This window comes from Pigmentibacter sp. JX0631 (genome assembly GCF_029873255.1).
Classification (GTDB): Bacteria; Bdellovibrionota_B; Oligoflexia; order Silvanigrellales; family Silvanigrellaceae; genus Silvanigrella.
On sequence record NZ_CP123622.1, the window covers coordinates 3,413,355 to 3,428,857 of the forward strand.

Sequence of the window (15,503 nt, forward strand, 5' to 3'; positions counted from 1 at the left end):
ATTTACATTCCTGAAATTCAGTGCGTGTCATATATAGGTCTGCAATTCTTACACCTTCTTTATTAAATTCTCTCAAATCATCACAATTATTATTTCCTGTGTAACTGGTTGGATCAGGAAATTCTTTTCTGGACGTTAAAATAGATTTATTATCGAAAATAAATCTTATTGAATCAGAACATTTTATTCTAGTAACTTCGATAGAATATTTTTGATCTTTCCCTTTTTATAAAGCTCTTTTTTTAAAAATTGTTTGCATTGTAACCGAACAACTATGCTTTGCACGATCCCCAGACACTATCAATGAATTTAAAGTACAATTTCTTCCATCTTTTGGTGATTCACAGATTAGTGAATATAAAACAATACTATGATTGTCACTTGAGATTTGTTTATAGTGATTAATTTTATTCAAAAGAGAATATGTAGGGATAAAAATGAAACATGAGATAGCTGTAGTAATATTTATGAATATTTTTTTTGCTCCATTGTAAAGTGTCCTCAATAAAAATATAATTTATTTATTATGATTTCTATAAAATTTTAGTTTTTATTATTAATATTTCATGCTAAATAGTAAGCGATAATCCAATAAGAAATTTTTATTATTCTAAAAATTTCTTAAATTATAGTAAAAGATACATTTAATTTTAATTTATTTTAAATGAATCTAGGATAATTAAACTCTCATATATTTTTTTTATAAGCAGTAACTTAATAATATATATTTTTTTGATCTCATCTATATTTTAGATAAAATAAATCCTCTATTAAAAGAATTTAAATATATTCTTTATTTAATTTAAAAAATTTCTATTTTTAATAAATTAATACTTTACGAAAATTACTTAATCCTGTACGATCTCACTGGTGAGAGAGTTTTAATTTTTTTAGAAATTCATCCTATAGGTTTTGTTATTTTCTTTCTTTGTGTTTTAAGAAAGATGATTTTAATTTTTATTAAGTATTTATGCATTATTAAATGCTTTTTGTAATTTTTTTGGTAACTAATAATATTTAAATGCAATAAAATCTCTTTAATTCTTAAAGAATATGTATTTATTCTCAGTAAAATATAAAATTTTAGTTAAATTATAATTTATTCTTAATAGAAATTAATTATTTATCATAAATATTAATTGAAAATTTAAAATATACTTAGTAAAAAATGGTTAAATATTATTTACAATTTTAATTTATTATTAATCTAATTTTTAAAATTAGAATATTTTGTGAGGAAATTTTATGGATATTATAAAAAAATTGATAAATGATCATCATAATGCATTGGCTCTTATTGAAAAATTAGAAAAACGTACTCAGAAAAATGATGATAAAACACAGGAACTTGTCCAAAAGTTATATGATGAAATATCATTGCATGCTAAATCTGAAGAAAAAGCACTTTATAAAATGTGTGAGAAGAAAAATATTAAACTTAGAGATATTGTTTTAGAAGGTAAAATTGAACATTCTCTAATTACTAGGCTTTTGGAAAAATTAATTTCTACTACGCCTGGAGAAGATGGGAAATTTAAAGCTATTCTTTTTGTCTTAAAAGAACTCTTAGAGCACCATGCTCTTTGTGATGAAGAAGAAGAATTATTTCCACAAATTAAAAAATATTTTACGGAGAGGGAACTTATTGAAATGGGCAAGTTTTTTGATGACTATAAAGAAGAATTAACTGTACAATAATTTAAACTAGTAGTCTTTTGTAAATAATCTAGAAGTTTTAACTTTTTCTTTCTAGGAATGAATCGATAAACGATAAAATGCTTAGAATGAGAAATATGATAAATATAATTTTTGCTGTAAAAGCGGATATGTTTGCTAATAAATAAAATCCACAGAAAGCAGAAACTAAAGCAATACCCAAAAAAAACAATGCCCAACGTAACATATTTTATTCCTTTAAAATTTTTAAACCATATGAAGATATTATTTATTCTTATTTTACAACGTTAATTATTAAAAAATATTAATTTATCTACTTAAATCCTTGCTTCGAAAAATGAATTTTATTTTCCAAATGGAAGGATAACTAGTAGGAATTCAAGTAAAATTTATATGATATCTGATCCATTAGCTAAAGTTGCATTTTAATTAATTTTTAAATCTTCTTATAAAAAATATTTTCTTAATAATTGAAAAAATTGGATCTTAATAAAACTAAGAATTAACAGGAATACCACCATTCGGGTGTAGTACTTGTCCTGTCATATAGGAGGCATCTTCAGAAGCTAAAAAAACAAATGAAGGTGCCACTTCACATGGCTGCCCTATTCTTTCCAAGAAAGTATCTTCTCCAAAATGTTTGAGGCTTTCTTCAGTAAAAGTGGAAGGTATCAATGGAGTCCAAATAGGCCCAGGAGCAACCGCATTCACTCGGATTTTTTGCTTGGCGAGATTTTTCGCTAAAGATCGTGTAAACGATATGACAGCTCCTTTAGTAGAGGCATAATCAATTAGGTCATCACTTCCTTTATAGGCAACTACTGAAGCACAATTAATTATGCTGCCACCTTCTTTCATGAATTTTAATGCTTCTTGTGTCATAAAAAAATAAGAGAAAATATTTGTTCGAAATATTTTTTGTATTTCTACTTCTGAGATTTCTTCAAATTCTCTGTGAAGATGTTGTTCTCCACAATTATTTACGAGTATATCGATGTGACCAAATTTTTTAATAATTTGCCTGATTGCTTCATTACAAAAAAACGATTCCCACAATCGCCATCAAATATGATGCAGCGCTTTCCAATATCTTCAACTCGCTTTTTTGTAAATAGTGCGTCTTCATGCTCGTTTAGATATAGCAATGCTAAGTCGGCACCCTCTTTAGCAAAAGCAATAGCTGTTGCTCGTCCTATCCCACTATCTCCACCAGTTATGATAGCAATTTTACCTTCTAGACGCTTTGCGCTTAATTTATCTGCTCTTTCGAAAATAGGTTTTGGAGTCATTTCCTTTTCTTTTCCTGGTTTTCCTTCATCATTTTGTTGGGGTTTATTATTTTTCATTTCCTTATTTTCCTATGATTATTTAATAAAAGAAGATTTTTTTAATAGGCTTTTTTTCGACTAAAGTTAGATTCTAAAATTAATTTTTACCAGCTGGATTTTGTATATTTATTTTTTAATATTTTTATAAAATATTAAAAATATATTTTTTTTATTCTATATATAATTTAGATAAAAAATAGAAATTTTATAATGATATTTAGAATTTTGATCTTAATTTTTAATTTTGAAATAATTTATTTTTTTTATTTCCAATTTCTGATGCTGACTCACCTTCTTGAGATTGTTTAGATTCATTCTGTCTCTTTTCAGTTATAAAGTTTTCTAAATAATCACGAAGCTTTTCGGCTGTAGAGTTTAAGTAGCTTCTTACAGAAGATTCATTTTTTTTGATTAATTTTGAAATTGCTACATATGAAACAGCGGTTATACAAATCCCTAAGATAACTCCAGACATAATTATTCTCCTTAATTTTTATGAAAAAAATAGCAGTAAGTATTTAAAAATACTAGTGATGTAAATTCAATTAGTTTAAACTGATAGATATCTTTTCTATGCATATTTTATATCAGATGTAAATGGTAGTTCTTTTTAATATCTCTTCAGTAGGAGGAACCCCACTCGGACTTCGCGGAGGATTAATAATTGGAACTTCTACTGGTCTTCTAATTGTATCTTCTTTTTCCTTCTTTTCTTTATATGTTTCATCCTTTTTTTTAAATGGATCCTCAAGATTATTTTCAGAATAATTTAAATAGCCACTCTCTAATACTTTTTTCATTTTTTTCTCCGATATTTTAGTTTTTATAAATTGAAAAATTAAAAACTTAATCCAACGTCTATACCAATCATTTGTATGTTATTAGTAAGAGAATATGTTAGAAATATAGATGGACCTTTTTCAGTTTCATAACCAACCCTAACTTCACCTCCAGCAGCCAGATCTCCTTTGTCGATATTTTTTTCTGGAACCTTAATCCATTCTTTTCCACCAATTACTCGCAAGCCGGTCGAAAACGATTTTACAGACATCCCTAATCCCAGAAAGGCATAAGTATTAGTTACCTGAACATTGTTGTCAGATATCTTTAAATTAGGAATAGATGTTTTAATCTTTGCTCCAATTTCTGGTCTAAAATGAGAAACTTTCATCAGCCACGAAAATTCTGTTCCTAAAGATAGGTAATTTATTCCACTTTCTCTATAATAGGTATCATAAGAAAATAACGAACCAATTCTAAATTTAGGTTCAGTCTTGTATTTATCCGAGTATTGATTTTCAGATTTATTTTTTGAAGAAAGATCGTTGTAATCTTTCTTGAGATTATCTAATTCTTCACCTGTCGAAGCGAGCAAAGCATCTCGATTTTTAATCTCCATATCCATTTCTGATATTTTTGTTTCTAATAAGGCTATATTTTTTGCTTCTGCTGGGTCCTTGTAATAAAAAGTGATTACTGCTTTTGTTCCCATATATTCCATTTGAAAAGGGTTCAATTTTTTCACTGGAATTTCAGGGTACCTTTCTTTTATCAATAAGATTGATCTTTTTGCTCTTTGAGAAGCAAGGTGTTTGTTTTTGGCTGCCGAACCAGTCCTTGAAGATCCTGCATAAGTTACTATGTTTTCTATTTTTTTATTCGCCAATGAATTCAAACAGTAATTCAAATTCTCCTCATTCTTTATATTTTCAGAAGAATTATTTTCAAACTCAACAACGCATTCCTTCTCTTCTAAAGCATTTGAAGTTAGAGGAATAAAACAAACTTGCAATAATAGGATCTTATATTTTGAACGCATAATAAATTCTCACATAAATGTTAAAGATTAATAACTCGTAATTAATATTCTTTTTAATTGATAATTATTCTATGAATGAACCTGCAAATTTCTGTTTTAAACATTTATCTATTCATTGTTTTACTTGACATTTTTATTTGTATTATTAGATTTTGAGTCTCGCTCATGTTTTGTTGGGGGTTCATTTTGATCTTTTTCTTTAAAAGGTTTACGGCGTCTAATTGTTGATAGTTTTTCTACTTTTTTTAGAATTTTTCCTACCGTCTTCTTTTTATTATTTTCCCCCATTTTCTCCAAACTATATTTATCAGCTCCATGCTCCTTTTCTGATACAATAGAAAATATATTTGAAATTTGATTTTTTTTTAACATAAATTAACCTCTCTTTTTAAATTAAATAAATCTTGTTTTGATACTAAGAAGTAAACATTTAAATAATTTATAAATTGTGCATTTAAATTGATTTAACTTAAAATAAATTATGGAAATATTAATTTTATTTTAAACTAATTAAATGCAAAGATAACTTTAATTAATTAGATATTTATTTCAGATAATTTTTGCTAAACTTTTGAGTTTTATGAAAAGTGTATTCCTTTTTCTTGAATAATTCAAATATTCAATTAAATTTTACTTCTTATTATTTTGATAAATTTTTGATAATACAACTTATTAAAGCTCACAATGTGCATTCAGGATAGGAACCCAAATCACAGAAGCAATGTGTTGTATTTCAATTAATCATACTCTCTAAAAACTAAGAAAATATCTAAATGATTTAACGATCGTCGGAAGTTTTTTTCTCTTTTTCTGCTTGTTAATTATAATTCTACAAGAAGAAAATTAGCAAGTTTTTATTTGATATTTAAGAATACACTTTCATCAAATATGACCACTTCTTTTTATAAGAAGTTCTTAAACAAGATAAATGCAATATTTAAATTTGTAAATAATATTTACACCAAATTACTTTACAATAATATTTTTGTATAATAATTTTTTGTAGTTAAGAAGATATGTATTTTGAGAAATTATAAATGTAAGGTTTTAAAACAAATAATTAAGTGTATTTTATATAATAAAATATTATTTGAGTTTAGTAATGAAGAATCTTCTTTGAAAAATATAAAATTAATTCTCGATAATATAACAAATATATAATTATAAATCATTCATTTTCACAAAAAAATGTTGATAAAATTTGATTTTTCTTTTGTACATAAGAGTAATGAACATTCTTTTTCAAAACAGAGTAATTTTTTTTAATTTTAAGTGATTAAATCGTATACAGGGTGTATTAGGCACTGATATTAACTGACAGACTATTTTATTTTAGGTGTCTTTTGAAATAGGTAGTCTGTGCGATTTTTAGAAAACTACACTTATAAAGCATGCATAGTAATGTTACTGATTATAAATATGTACAAGCTTCTTACACCAGTTTTCCAAGTTGGGTGCTTTTTGCGACAAATACTAAAAAAATGGCTCCAGGTTTTTATGAAGTGAATACGCAAATCAAAAAGCATGGTAAAGAAACATCATCCTGGATATCGTATGATATATTATTAAACCCTGGCTACAATCTACATGAGCTAAAATTAAATTCTAAGATATTCAAAGAATTGCATAATATTAATAATATAATAGATTAGTATTGCTTTAAAATTGCCCTTTCTTGTAAAATAATTTTTATCATTTTCTTCAATGTATAAATGTTTATTTTTTAATATAAGGTTCATTTTTATTCTATTTGTTTCGTCGTAGTATACAGTAGACATAGAGAGGCATGAAACACATTCCAGACTATTTCAGTTAAGGTCAAGAAACATCAGGATTTCGTCGATCCCCTTTTTCTCATTTTCTAAAATAAAGAAATCTAATGAAATAAAAAGTTGCATTTTTCCATAAATTTTTTTTGCCTAAGCATTACATAACCCAAGTTTCCAGCAAGTAAATTCTAAAAGTAAAATATTTTATTCTCTCCCAATGAATTAACAAGCAACACGCCATTCCGCAAAGGAATCTACTGGTTTTTTATTTATTTGAATAATTCTTCTCCTAGCTTTTAGTTTACTTAAGTTTAAATGACTAGAATTATTTATTATAATTGAAAGACTTTTATTGAAATTATTTGATTTTATTCGCTCTATATTTGTGCCAATCGATATAGATTTAGCATCCTTTTGGTTTAATTCATTCGGAAAGAAATGTAAGGAAGTAATTAATGCAAATGGCAAACAAATGGAAAGATCTGCTGCAACCTTACCTGTACACGAAAGCCTACCAAAAGATAATTTTTGTTTCAAATTTCTAAATAATTCTTCGATTAACCAACGCATTATACCTATTTCATAAAGAAATTTTCCAGTCATATCCAATCTATTTGTAACATAAATTGAAAAATATGAGGGGTCAGTTATTTTATTGTACACTGCAATAGCTTTTAATGCTAATTTTCTTTCTTTAATATATACAACACATTCTTGAATATATTTTACTTTCCTTGCCTTATTTTGATGCTCTGTTTTTGTTAATTTTACTCTATATTTTACTTTATTTTTAAAAACTCTTTTCCAACTTTTCCAAGGAACTTTTGATGAGGCACAATGTCTTACTTTTCTATTATCTTTTGCATTGATACAAAAGGGAATTTTTAATTTATCTAAACTTTCCATTAATTTAACCGAATCATACCATGAATCTAAGGCTACAGGAAGAATTGGATAACCTTCAGCAAATATTTCTTTCAACAGTTGAATTGTTAATTCATGTCCTGAATAAAGCAGTCTACCATTTACCTTTTCACAGAAAAAATAGTGTATGGGTAATGCATATCCTTTTCTTTTATTTATAAGAGAAAGTATAAATATTTTTTGACCTTATAAATATAATTGTTACTTGTACCCCAATTACCTATTCCATGTATTTTTTTCCCAGTTTTTATATTTGAAGTATCATCTATTACATAACAATAATCTTCTTCATTTATATCTTTTTTGATTTTATTTAAAATACTAAAACGTAGCCTTCTCATAAACCGGTTTGAAGAAAATCTCTGTACTCCATTTTGCATTGTTGAAACGGATTGACTCCAACCTAATTCCCTTGCTGTGGCTGATAAACTTTTCAATCCAAAAAGATGCATGCAGAAAAGTGCACAAATATTATTGTAATTTTTTAACCTTCAAAAAAAACATCTTTGTATGCCAGTTAAGAGCTGAGAAAAGTAATGTGAGGATTGAAGAAATAGCTCCAATTTGGTAGTTAATTGTTGCTTAAAACAAAGTAACAAAGGAGCTACCAATGGATTGGCAGAACCAACTCATCAACGTTTACCCTACTACCTGCAACTTCTTTTCTCAACTATCTTCAAAAATTTTTTTAAAAATTAGTCCTAATGCAAATCCTTTGTTTACAGATGAAGAAGTCATCACTATTTACATTTTTGGAATTCTAAATGGACTTAAAAATATTAAATCAATTTTTGACTTTACTAAAAATTTCCTTTCCGAGTGGTTTCCACAGCTACCTTCTTATGAAGGGTTTTTATTCAGACTAAACTCTTTAAATTCCGTTTTTCCTGAACTTACAAAATTCTTACTTAATGCCGACAAATTTAAAACAACATCCAACTCAGCTGAAAATATTACTTTAGTGGACTCACTACCAATTATGATTACAAAAAATTCAAGGGTTTATAAGTGCATCACAGCCAATGATATCTCTGCTGTAGGGTATTGTTCCTCAAAGTAAACATACTACTATGGAATGAAGCTTCATTTTATTGCATCATTTAAAAATAAAAAACTACCTGCACCTAAACTCGTAATGGTTACAAAAGCAAGTATTCATGACTTGAGGGCAATAAAGAAAGAACTTCTAGCTCAAAAAAATACGAAAATTCTTGCCGACAAAGCTTATATTGATAAAAAAACTAAACACAATTTAGCTCTTATTGGTACAGAACTTCATACTCCTATTAAAACCTCTAAATTTAAAAAAGAACTCTCCCATGATGAAAAAGTTTATTCAAAAATAGTCAGTTCATTTCGACAACCAATCGAAATATTATTCAATTGGTTGATTGATATCAGCGGTATCCAAAACGCTTCAAAAGTTCGATCTACCAAAGGACTCATTGTTCATGTCTATGGACGTTTTTCTGCCTGTTTATTTAAATACTTATTTGCATATTAATTTAACTTTATAAAGTATTTTCAACTCTTAATTGGCATTTTGTATTGATCTGCTACTATACGAATCTCGCTTGGTACGGTAATACTAATCATAAGTGACTCTTTGTTAATTTATTTTTAAGCAATCTATCTTTACCTTGAGTCACTCAACTCGTCTACATTTTTAGCCTGTGGAATCTATCCTTTATAATTTTCTCTTCACAAAATCTATACTTTTTTAACTTGCGTTGTTAATTTGGATGGAAACTTGGGTTAACTATTTATTATTTAATATCGGGTACTTATGAAGAATCTGGGTTAAAATAAGCTTTGATAATCATCTTTAAGAATTCCTTCGGTTTACTTAATTCGATATATACAAAAAATTTATGCCTTATATCCTTGATTTATGCATTTAATTCTACTAACTCTCTTAGAGGTTTTTTCTTAAATGTTGTAAGTGCATTTATTAAAGAGGGAAAAAATATTTTTTTAGAAATAAAATGAATTTAGCTTAAAGTCATAAAGCTAAGAGGAATAATCAATAGTATGTAAAAGTTTATTTTTTTTAATCAAGAAGTACAACTGATAGAAAATATAAATACAAATACTGTAATTTTAAAATAAGAAATTCTAATACATCATTTCCTTCACTTTTGCTTATTTTTAGCGAAAGTGAGGGAAGTAGAATTATTTCCATAACCAGTATTAATTTGCAGCAATATTTTTGTCATAAAATTAATATTTATTTAATAACTGACTAAGATAAAAATTTTTATATATATTTTTTGTTTTAATTAAATAAAATAGTTTATTATATTAGAAGGTGTTTAGGTAACATTATTTTTTAAAATAAAATAAACTATTTATAATAAATAACATTACTTATTTGTTTAAAAAGAAAAAATATTTATATTAGTAGATAGATTACCAAAAAGTAATTGTAACATAGAAAAATTTTTATCTTGCACTAAAATTTTTCTATATTTTTATAAAAAAATTTGCATCTCATTATTTACTTATGCTATTCATTAAAGTGTTATATTTTATTCTTTATCTTTTGAATGTTTTTTCTATAAAATTAATTTAAAACCAATTTAATATAAAATAATCAAAAAATAATATTTTTATTGATAGGAAAATTTATATATGGAAAATGTATTGCGATATTTAGAATTAATTTCTAAATATAATGAAAATATTTCTGATGAATTAATTAGAAATAGTACTATAAATAATTCTCCTGAAAAAAAACAAAAAAATAAGTTTTATTTTAGGGGGCAAAGCAATTGTTCATGGAAATTAATTCCTAGTATCTTTAGACAGGAATGTGTTGATTATGATGAAGCTAAATTAATTAAAAGTGTTCTTAAATTTAAATATTCACATTTTGATATTGACGACATTGGTTTAAATACAATATTACAAAAAACTTTAGAATTACAGCATTATCACATGCCAACACGTCTTCTTGATTGGAGTGAAAATCCATTAGTGGCGCTATATTTTGCAGCATGTAATGACAATAATAAAGATGGCACTATATTTTTATTATATAATCTTCAAGAAAAAGGAAATGAAAAATTAGCTAAATTAAATGATTTTAATTTTAGGTTAAAATTAAAAATTTCAATAATGGACAATAAAAGTTCTATTTTAAAAGAGTTGAATAATGAATATAATAAATTTAAAGAATTATTCAAATACAATAATATTGATATTGAGAAATTTAATAAAGAAGAAAATAGTAATCAAAATAATGATATTTTCAAATTTTCAAAAGAAGTAATGAGATTTAAAAAGGTTGGAATTAGGTCATTAAATAGAAATTTAACAACGCCATTAACTGAATTTGTAACTGATCAAGGTTCTGTTTTTTCATTAGAAGATGATTGTGAAATATTAAAAGAAATTCAGAAGAGAATATCTTTTATATATAAGTTAAATGAGGCAAGTATTATTAAGTATAGAGAAACCGACCGTGGTAAAAATCAATCTTCAATTTTTACCATGCATTTTGGGAAAATTATAGATAATAAAATTATAATTCCTTATGATCTTTTTGAAGAAAATAAAAGATTAGAAAATAAAGTTAATAAAACTGATTTTCAATTAGATCATTGGAATGGATCTAACTTACTTGTAGCAAAAATACTACTTAGAAAAGAGGATAAGTCAAAAATTATTTATGAACTTAGAAAATACTTTGGTATCCATGATGCTTTTATTTATCCTGATGACAAAAAAAGGAAATTTGATTATCTTTATCAAGAATTTATTTGCAGAGAGTATAATGATACTGAAAATTTTAAATATACCAATAATATTTAGAATTTTTTGTAATTTATAAAAAATATACAATAATATTTGCTTCTATGATTAAATACTATTGATAATAAAGAAATAATTATAAATTAAAATTGATTAATTTTAATTAGTTTATTTTATAAAAATCAATTTTTATTTCGATTTTATTAATACTAGTTAATAATAAGATTAATTTTTAAATTATGAATAATTTTATTTTTCATGGAATGGTTATTAAAAAATATTTGATGAATATTTAAAGAATATCATAGCAGGTTAAATGGGCTTAATAGAATATTAAAATTATTGCTTATTTTTACTTTCTAGTTCTAACTTAAAGCATTTAAATGTGTCAATTGCAGATTTTAAAATGATATCTTTCTTTTCAGGAAAAGAAATCGTATAATTTTCTAAAGATTCAATAAATTGGGCCCAATGTTGAAAAGTATTCCTTCCAATTCCATTTAAATAATTCATATTATTTATAAAATTTTCACCAAAAAGTGAACAAAGTTTCTTAAAAAGAAATTGTGTTCCTAAAGAAGATCCTTCAAGCACATAAAAGCACCCTAAAGCTTCATCAAAACAATTAATATGAGGAACAAATTTAGAAAAATTAATTTTCGCAATATCAATATCAAGATTTTTTAAATCTAATATTAATTTATTACTTTTATTTTTTAAAATAGTCTTTGAAAAAGATATTTCAAATTCATTAAAATTTAAAATATCTTTTTCAAGAGGAGTCATAACTCTATACATTACTATTAAATAATCTATATACTCATTAGTAGAATTTATTTTTATTAAATTATCTAGTTCATTGTGAATGTTTTTGGTTTTTAATTTTATTAATTCATGAAAACGAATCGATAATTCGCTATTTATCATATGAAAAACCTCTATTTAATAAATAATTTATATGAAAAATATTTAGTTTATAATGCTGCAAAATTTAATTTCACTATTCATTTGAATATTATTTAAAAAATTTGAACGAGTTAAAATAAGTCGATTATAAAGATGTAAAGCAATTTCATAATCCTTCATAGTCCATTGTTTACATTTATGGCTTATATCTTGCTGCCATGTGTCAAAAGATCTTTTTGGATTTAAAATCTTTTCATCATTTATAAAAAGATCTAATTCTTCAGGTTTTCCACTCCACTTTATAGTCTGACTTTCCTCTTTTCTTATTAGAACAATGAAATTTGATAAATCATTACTTAAATTAATAACAAGAATACCTGCCCCTATTGTTTTTGACCATTTATAAAAAATTGGATTAAACGAAACTAGACTATCAAATATGTAAATATTTTTTATTGGATATTTCTTTAGTTTTTTTAATACTTCATCAATAAAATCTGATGGAATTATAGAATGAGTATCTATTTTATTATTAAATCTGAAAAATATTAGGTGTGATTTAAATATTTCCTTCAATACACTAAAGCTTTTATTAGGTACTTTTTCTAGATTACACTCAGATTTTTCATAAGAAGATACAAATTTATCAATATGCGAGTTATATTCTAATTGTACTTTTTTTATTATATTGCTTCTAAGTTGGTTAATTTTTATTGCAAATGCATCTATTAAAGTTTGAATTTTTGGTAATACTTCAATTGGAGTATAATTTTTATGTTTTGAGTGGCAGCCAATCAAACCTTTAAGTTTTCCATCAATAACGATTGAGAAAGATGCAGCTGATTTTAGACTCATATTTCTTAAATAATGCAAATGAAAAGATGATATATCTCTAAATATTGAATAAGTTAAATCAATTTTTTTATTGCATCCTTTAATTGGTATCTGAGTATAATCAACATTGTAGATTATCCTAAATTTATTTTTTATGTATATTTCTCTCACAGACATAGACAAATCTGTGGCAGGATAGTGATGACTCAAAATATTTTCTAAACCATTAGAAAAATAGTTTGCTTTAACAATTCCATGGTTATTTTGTAAAAACTCACAAAAATAAGTTCTTTTAAACCCCGTTACTTCTGAAATATATTTACAAAGTATATTACTTAAAGAATTTATGCTATCTTTTGTTTCTGTTATATATTCATATATTTCTTGAAAGTGTATTTCATCAAAGTAGTAATTTAATTTATCAAAATTACTTTGAAATTCTATACATAGGACAGAACCTGAAAAAAACATAAAAGAAGGAATATTGACCAAAAAGTTTTTTAAATATATTTCTAAATTTGCAAGCACCCTTGATTTATTATTGTATAATTTTAATTTAGAAGAGTAATTTAAAATTTTATGCAAAGATCTTTGACTGAAAACATTTTCAATATTGTTATTGTATAATTCATAACTAAATAAATCATGAAAATTTTCAGAAGTAAAAATAATTTTATTATTTGATAGATTAATTCCTATTAAAATTGAATCAGATTGAATAATATTAGTAAGATTAACATCTAATCTTTCACAATATTCATAATTATATTTGTTTATTATACTCATAAAATACTCTCTTTAAGTTAATTAAAAGTTAATTGATCTATTTTTAAATAGAATTAGCAAAATATTTAAAATTATTTGTTACTTAATTTGATTGTGAAATAGCATTAAAATAGATAAGAAAATAAAATAGCCATTTTTATTTTAGAAGTATAAGGTTTCTGATCTAAATCGTTATAAACACCACTATTTTAGATAGTGGGAATCTATCCGGAAAAATTCTTTATCATAATAAAAAAAAATAACATATTTTTAAGATAAAATATGTTACTTAAATTTAAATATTTGAAATTATTAAATATTATTTTAAAATTAGAAACGATTTAGTTAGTCCTAGAATAAAATGTTAACAGTAAAGTACCAAGAAGTTAAATTGCTGTAAAAGCGCTTGTATAAAAATCAAATTTTAATTCTGAATGTAAGAAATTAAAATATTTTAGTAACAAATACTCTATAAAAAATGTTAAATTTTATAGCATAATATTCTGCTGAAGTTAAAATATTTTAATTTACTGAAATTACATATATATTATTTTATCTGTTCTATTCTTATATTAGATATATTCTATTTTTAGATTATCTTATTGATTTGTTTTTAGTGCAATAAATCTATTAATTATTTTATAAAAGAATCTGAAAGATTTATTTTGTAACTATAATTCTTTATTTTTAATTCTTGTCGTTTTTACTCAAAATTTACGCCAAGCATAAGAATTCATTTATCTCAAAAAATTATATAATGCAATTCAAAAGCGATATTTAATTAAAAATATTTGAATAGAAAGTTTCATCCGCATTGAAGTTAAAATTACCTTCCGTATTAATCTTGTTCTTTACCTTATAAAATGTATTATAAAAATATACAGTTCAGATAACTGATAAAATATCCAAAATAATTTTGAAAGGAGTTTAAAATGACAAAAATTTGGATTGTCGATGCTTTTACAGACATTGCTTATAGAGGAAATCCTGCTGCAGTGATGATTGTAGACGAATTTCCACTAACAATGCTGCAAATTGCAAAAGAAATGAATTTATCAGAAACAGTCTTTGTTAAGCCTCTAGGGGGTAATCGATTTCATATACGGTGGTTTACGCCAAAAAATGAAGTAAAACTTTGTGGCCATGCGACTCTTGCTACAGCCCATATTTTAACTACTGAAAATTTTATATTAAGTGACAATATTATATTTGACTCACTATCAGGTGAACTTTCGGTGATAAAAAAATCAGATTCATATTCGTTAGACTTTCCTTTACAAAAAGTTGGTCAAAACCTATCTATAGAGCCATATAAAAAAGCTTTTCAATTGAAAGATGAAATCACTGAAGTAGTAAAAGCATTTGATGATGTTTTAGTTCTTGTGAATAATGAAGATATTTTGAAAGAATTAACCCCAGATTTTTCAAAATTATTAGAGATAGATGCCAGAGGAGTTATTGTTACAGCGCATTCTTCAAATTATGATTTTATTTCCAGATTTTTTGCCCCCAAATCTGGAGTAAATGAAGATCCTGTTACTGGTTCAGCGCATTGCAAACTTGCAGACTATTGGAGTAAAAAATTAAATAAAAAAGAATTACTTGCTTATCAAGCAAGTGAAAGGGGAGGAATAATTAAAATTTTTGTTAATGATGAAAGAGTTATATTAAATGGTAAAGCAGTTACTATACTAGAAGGTAAATGGTTAGTTAATATTTAGTTTCCAA

General features: G+C 24.9%; 14 protein-coding genes and 1 pseudogene. 5 read left to right on the forward strand and 10 right to left on the reverse strand.

Annotation, left to right across the window (positions count from 1 at the left end):
- Positions 1–1,245: 1,245 nt before the first annotated feature.
- On the forward strand, positions 1,246–1,698 hold the full coding sequence (locus QEJ31_RS14665; protein WP_280591269.1) for a hemerythrin domain-containing protein: 453 nt from the start codon (positions 1,246–1,248) through the stop codon (positions 1,696–1,698).
- 37 nt (positions 1,699–1,735) lie between these two features.
- Here the strand turns inward: QEJ31_RS14665 and QEJ31_RS14670 are convergent, their stop codons facing one another.
- The 8 genes and pseudogenes from QEJ31_RS14670 to QEJ31_RS14710 all read right to left on the reverse strand — a co-directional run bounded on the left by QEJ31_RS14670 (position 1,736) and on the right by QEJ31_RS14710 (position 7,969).
- Positions 1,736–1,903: a DUF1328 family protein gene (locus QEJ31_RS14670; RefSeq protein ID WP_280591270.1), complete on the reverse strand. Its 168-nt coding sequence runs from the start codon at positions 1,901–1,903 to the stop codon at positions 1,736–1,738.
- A 269-nt stretch (positions 1,904–2,172) separates the two neighbouring features.
- Positions 2,173–3,023: pseudogene (locus QEJ31_RS14675) on the reverse strand (SDR family oxidoreductase).
- Positions 3,024–3,243: 220 nt separating this feature from the next.
- On the reverse strand, positions 3,244–3,480 hold the full coding sequence (locus tag QEJ31_RS14685) for a hypothetical protein (protein ID WP_280591276.1): 237 nt from the start codon (positions 3,478–3,480) through the stop codon (positions 3,244–3,246).
- A gap of 112 nt (positions 3,481–3,592) precedes the next feature.
- Positions 3,593–3,805: a hypothetical protein gene (locus tag QEJ31_RS14690; RefSeq protein WP_280591277.1), complete on the reverse strand. Its 213-nt coding sequence runs from the start codon at positions 3,803–3,805 to the stop codon at positions 3,593–3,595.
- Between the two features lie 38 nt (positions 3,806–3,843).
- Positions 3,844–4,824 carry a hypothetical protein gene (locus QEJ31_RS14695; protein ID WP_280591278.1) on the reverse strand — a complete coding sequence of 327 codons (981 nt, stop codon included), beginning with the start codon at positions 4,822–4,824 and terminating at the stop codon, positions 3,844–3,846.
- Between the two features lie 120 nt (positions 4,825–4,944).
- Positions 4,945–5,196: a hypothetical protein gene (locus tag QEJ31_RS14700; protein ID WP_280591280.1), complete on the reverse strand. Its 252-nt coding sequence runs from the start codon at positions 5,194–5,196 to the stop codon at positions 4,945–4,947.
- Positions 5,197–6,815: 1,619 nt separating this feature from the next.
- Entirely contained in the window at positions 6,816–7,694 is an 879-nt protein-coding gene (locus tag QEJ31_RS14705) for a transposase (protein ID WP_348524563.1), read from the reverse strand.
- Positions 7,673–7,969 (reverse strand): hypothetical protein, encoded by a 297-nt coding sequence (locus QEJ31_RS14710; RefSeq protein ID WP_280591281.1) that lies wholly within the window; start codon positions 7,967–7,969, stop codon positions 7,673–7,675. The genes QEJ31_RS14705 and QEJ31_RS14710 overlap by 22 nt, the downstream gene beginning before the upstream one ends.
- 158 nt (positions 7,970–8,127) lie before the next feature.
- On the opposite strand from QEJ31_RS14710, the gene QEJ31_RS14715 reads away from it, so the two are divergent.
- The 3 genes from QEJ31_RS14715 (at position 8,128) to QEJ31_RS14725 (ending at position 11,330) form a co-directional block, all read left to right on the forward strand.
- Positions 8,128–8,577 carry a hypothetical protein gene (locus QEJ31_RS14715; protein ID WP_280591282.1) on the forward strand — a complete coding sequence of 150 codons (450 nt, stop codon included), beginning with the start codon at positions 8,128–8,130 and terminating at the stop codon, positions 8,575–8,577.
- 15 nt (positions 8,578–8,592) lie between these two features.
- Complete coding sequence (locus tag QEJ31_RS14720) at positions 8,593–9,021, forward strand: transposase (RefSeq protein ID WP_280591284.1); 429 nt, start codon at positions 8,593–8,595, stop codon at positions 9,019–9,021.
- Positions 9,022–10,148: 1,127 nt separating this feature from the next.
- Positions 10,149–11,330, forward strand: a complete 1,182-nt coding sequence (locus QEJ31_RS14725; protein WP_280591286.1) for an FRG domain-containing protein — start codon at positions 10,149–10,151, stop codon at positions 11,328–11,330.
- A 279-nt stretch (positions 11,331–11,609) separates the two neighbouring features.
- Here the strand turns inward: QEJ31_RS14725 and QEJ31_RS14730 are convergent, their stop codons facing one another.
- Both QEJ31_RS14730 and QEJ31_RS14735 read right to left on the reverse strand, forming a co-directional pair.
- Positions 11,610–12,197, reverse strand: a complete 588-nt coding sequence (locus tag QEJ31_RS14730; protein WP_280591287.1) for a biliverdin-producing heme oxygenase — start codon at positions 12,195–12,197, stop codon at positions 11,610–11,612.
- A 42-nt stretch (positions 12,198–12,239) separates the two neighbouring features.
- Complete coding sequence (locus tag QEJ31_RS14735; protein WP_280591288.1) at positions 12,240–13,796, reverse strand: hypothetical protein; 1,557 nt, start codon at positions 13,794–13,796, stop codon at positions 12,240–12,242.
- Positions 13,797–14,707: 911 nt separating this feature from the next.
- On the opposite strand from QEJ31_RS14735, the gene QEJ31_RS14740 reads away from it, so the two are divergent.
- Positions 14,708–15,496, forward strand: a complete 789-nt coding sequence (locus QEJ31_RS14740; protein WP_280591289.1) for a PhzF family phenazine biosynthesis protein — start codon at positions 14,708–14,710, stop codon at positions 15,494–15,496.
- Positions 15,497–15,503 lie beyond the last annotated feature (7 nt).

Bases quoted from the DNA above. Each gene is read 5' to 3' on its own strand.
- QEJ31_RS14720 (WP_280591284.1), top strand. From the start codon at position 8,593: ATGAAGCTTCATTTTATTGCATCATTTAAAAATAAAAAACTACCTGCA.
- QEJ31_RS14670 (WP_280591270.1), bottom strand. From the start codon at position 1,903: ATGTTACGTTGGGCATTGTTTTTTTTGGGTATTGCTTTAGTTTCTGCT.
- QEJ31_RS14710 (WP_280591281.1), bottom strand. From the start codon at position 7,969: ATGCATCTTTTTGGATTGAAAAGTTTATCAGCCACAGCAAGGGAATTA.
- QEJ31_RS14685 (WP_280591276.1), bottom strand. From the start codon at position 3,480: ATGTCTGGAGTTATCTTAGGGATTTGTATAACCGCTGTTTCATATGTA.
- QEJ31_RS14730 (WP_280591287.1), bottom strand. From the start codon at position 12,197: ATGATAAATAGCGAATTATCGATTCGTTTTCATGAATTAATAAAATTA.
- QEJ31_RS14695 (WP_280591278.1), bottom strand. From the start codon at position 4,824: ATGCGTTCAAAATATAAGATCCTATTATTGCAAGTTTGTTTTATTCCT.
- QEJ31_RS14735 (WP_280591288.1), bottom strand. From the start codon at position 13,796: ATGAGTATAATAAACAAATATAATTATGAATATTGTGAAAGATTAGAT.
- QEJ31_RS14715 (WP_280591282.1), top strand. From the start codon at position 8,128: ATGGATTGGCAGAACCAACTCATCAACGTTTACCCTACTACCTGCAAC.
- QEJ31_RS14665 (WP_280591269.1), top strand. From the start codon at position 1,246: ATGGATATTATAAAAAAATTGATAAATGATCATCATAATGCATTGGCT.
- QEJ31_RS14740 (WP_280591289.1), top strand. From the start codon at position 14,708: ATGACAAAAATTTGGATTGTCGATGCTTTTACAGACATTGCTTATAGA.
- QEJ31_RS14690 (WP_280591277.1), bottom strand. From the start codon at position 3,805: ATGAAAAAAGTATTAGAGAGTGGCTATTTAAATTATTCTGAAAATAAT.
- QEJ31_RS14700 (WP_280591280.1), bottom strand. From the start codon at position 5,196: ATGTTAAAAAAAAATCAAATTTCAAATATATTTTCTATTGTATCAGAA.
- QEJ31_RS14725 (WP_280591286.1), top strand. From the start codon at position 10,149: ATGGAAAATGTATTGCGATATTTAGAATTAATTTCTAAATATAATGAA.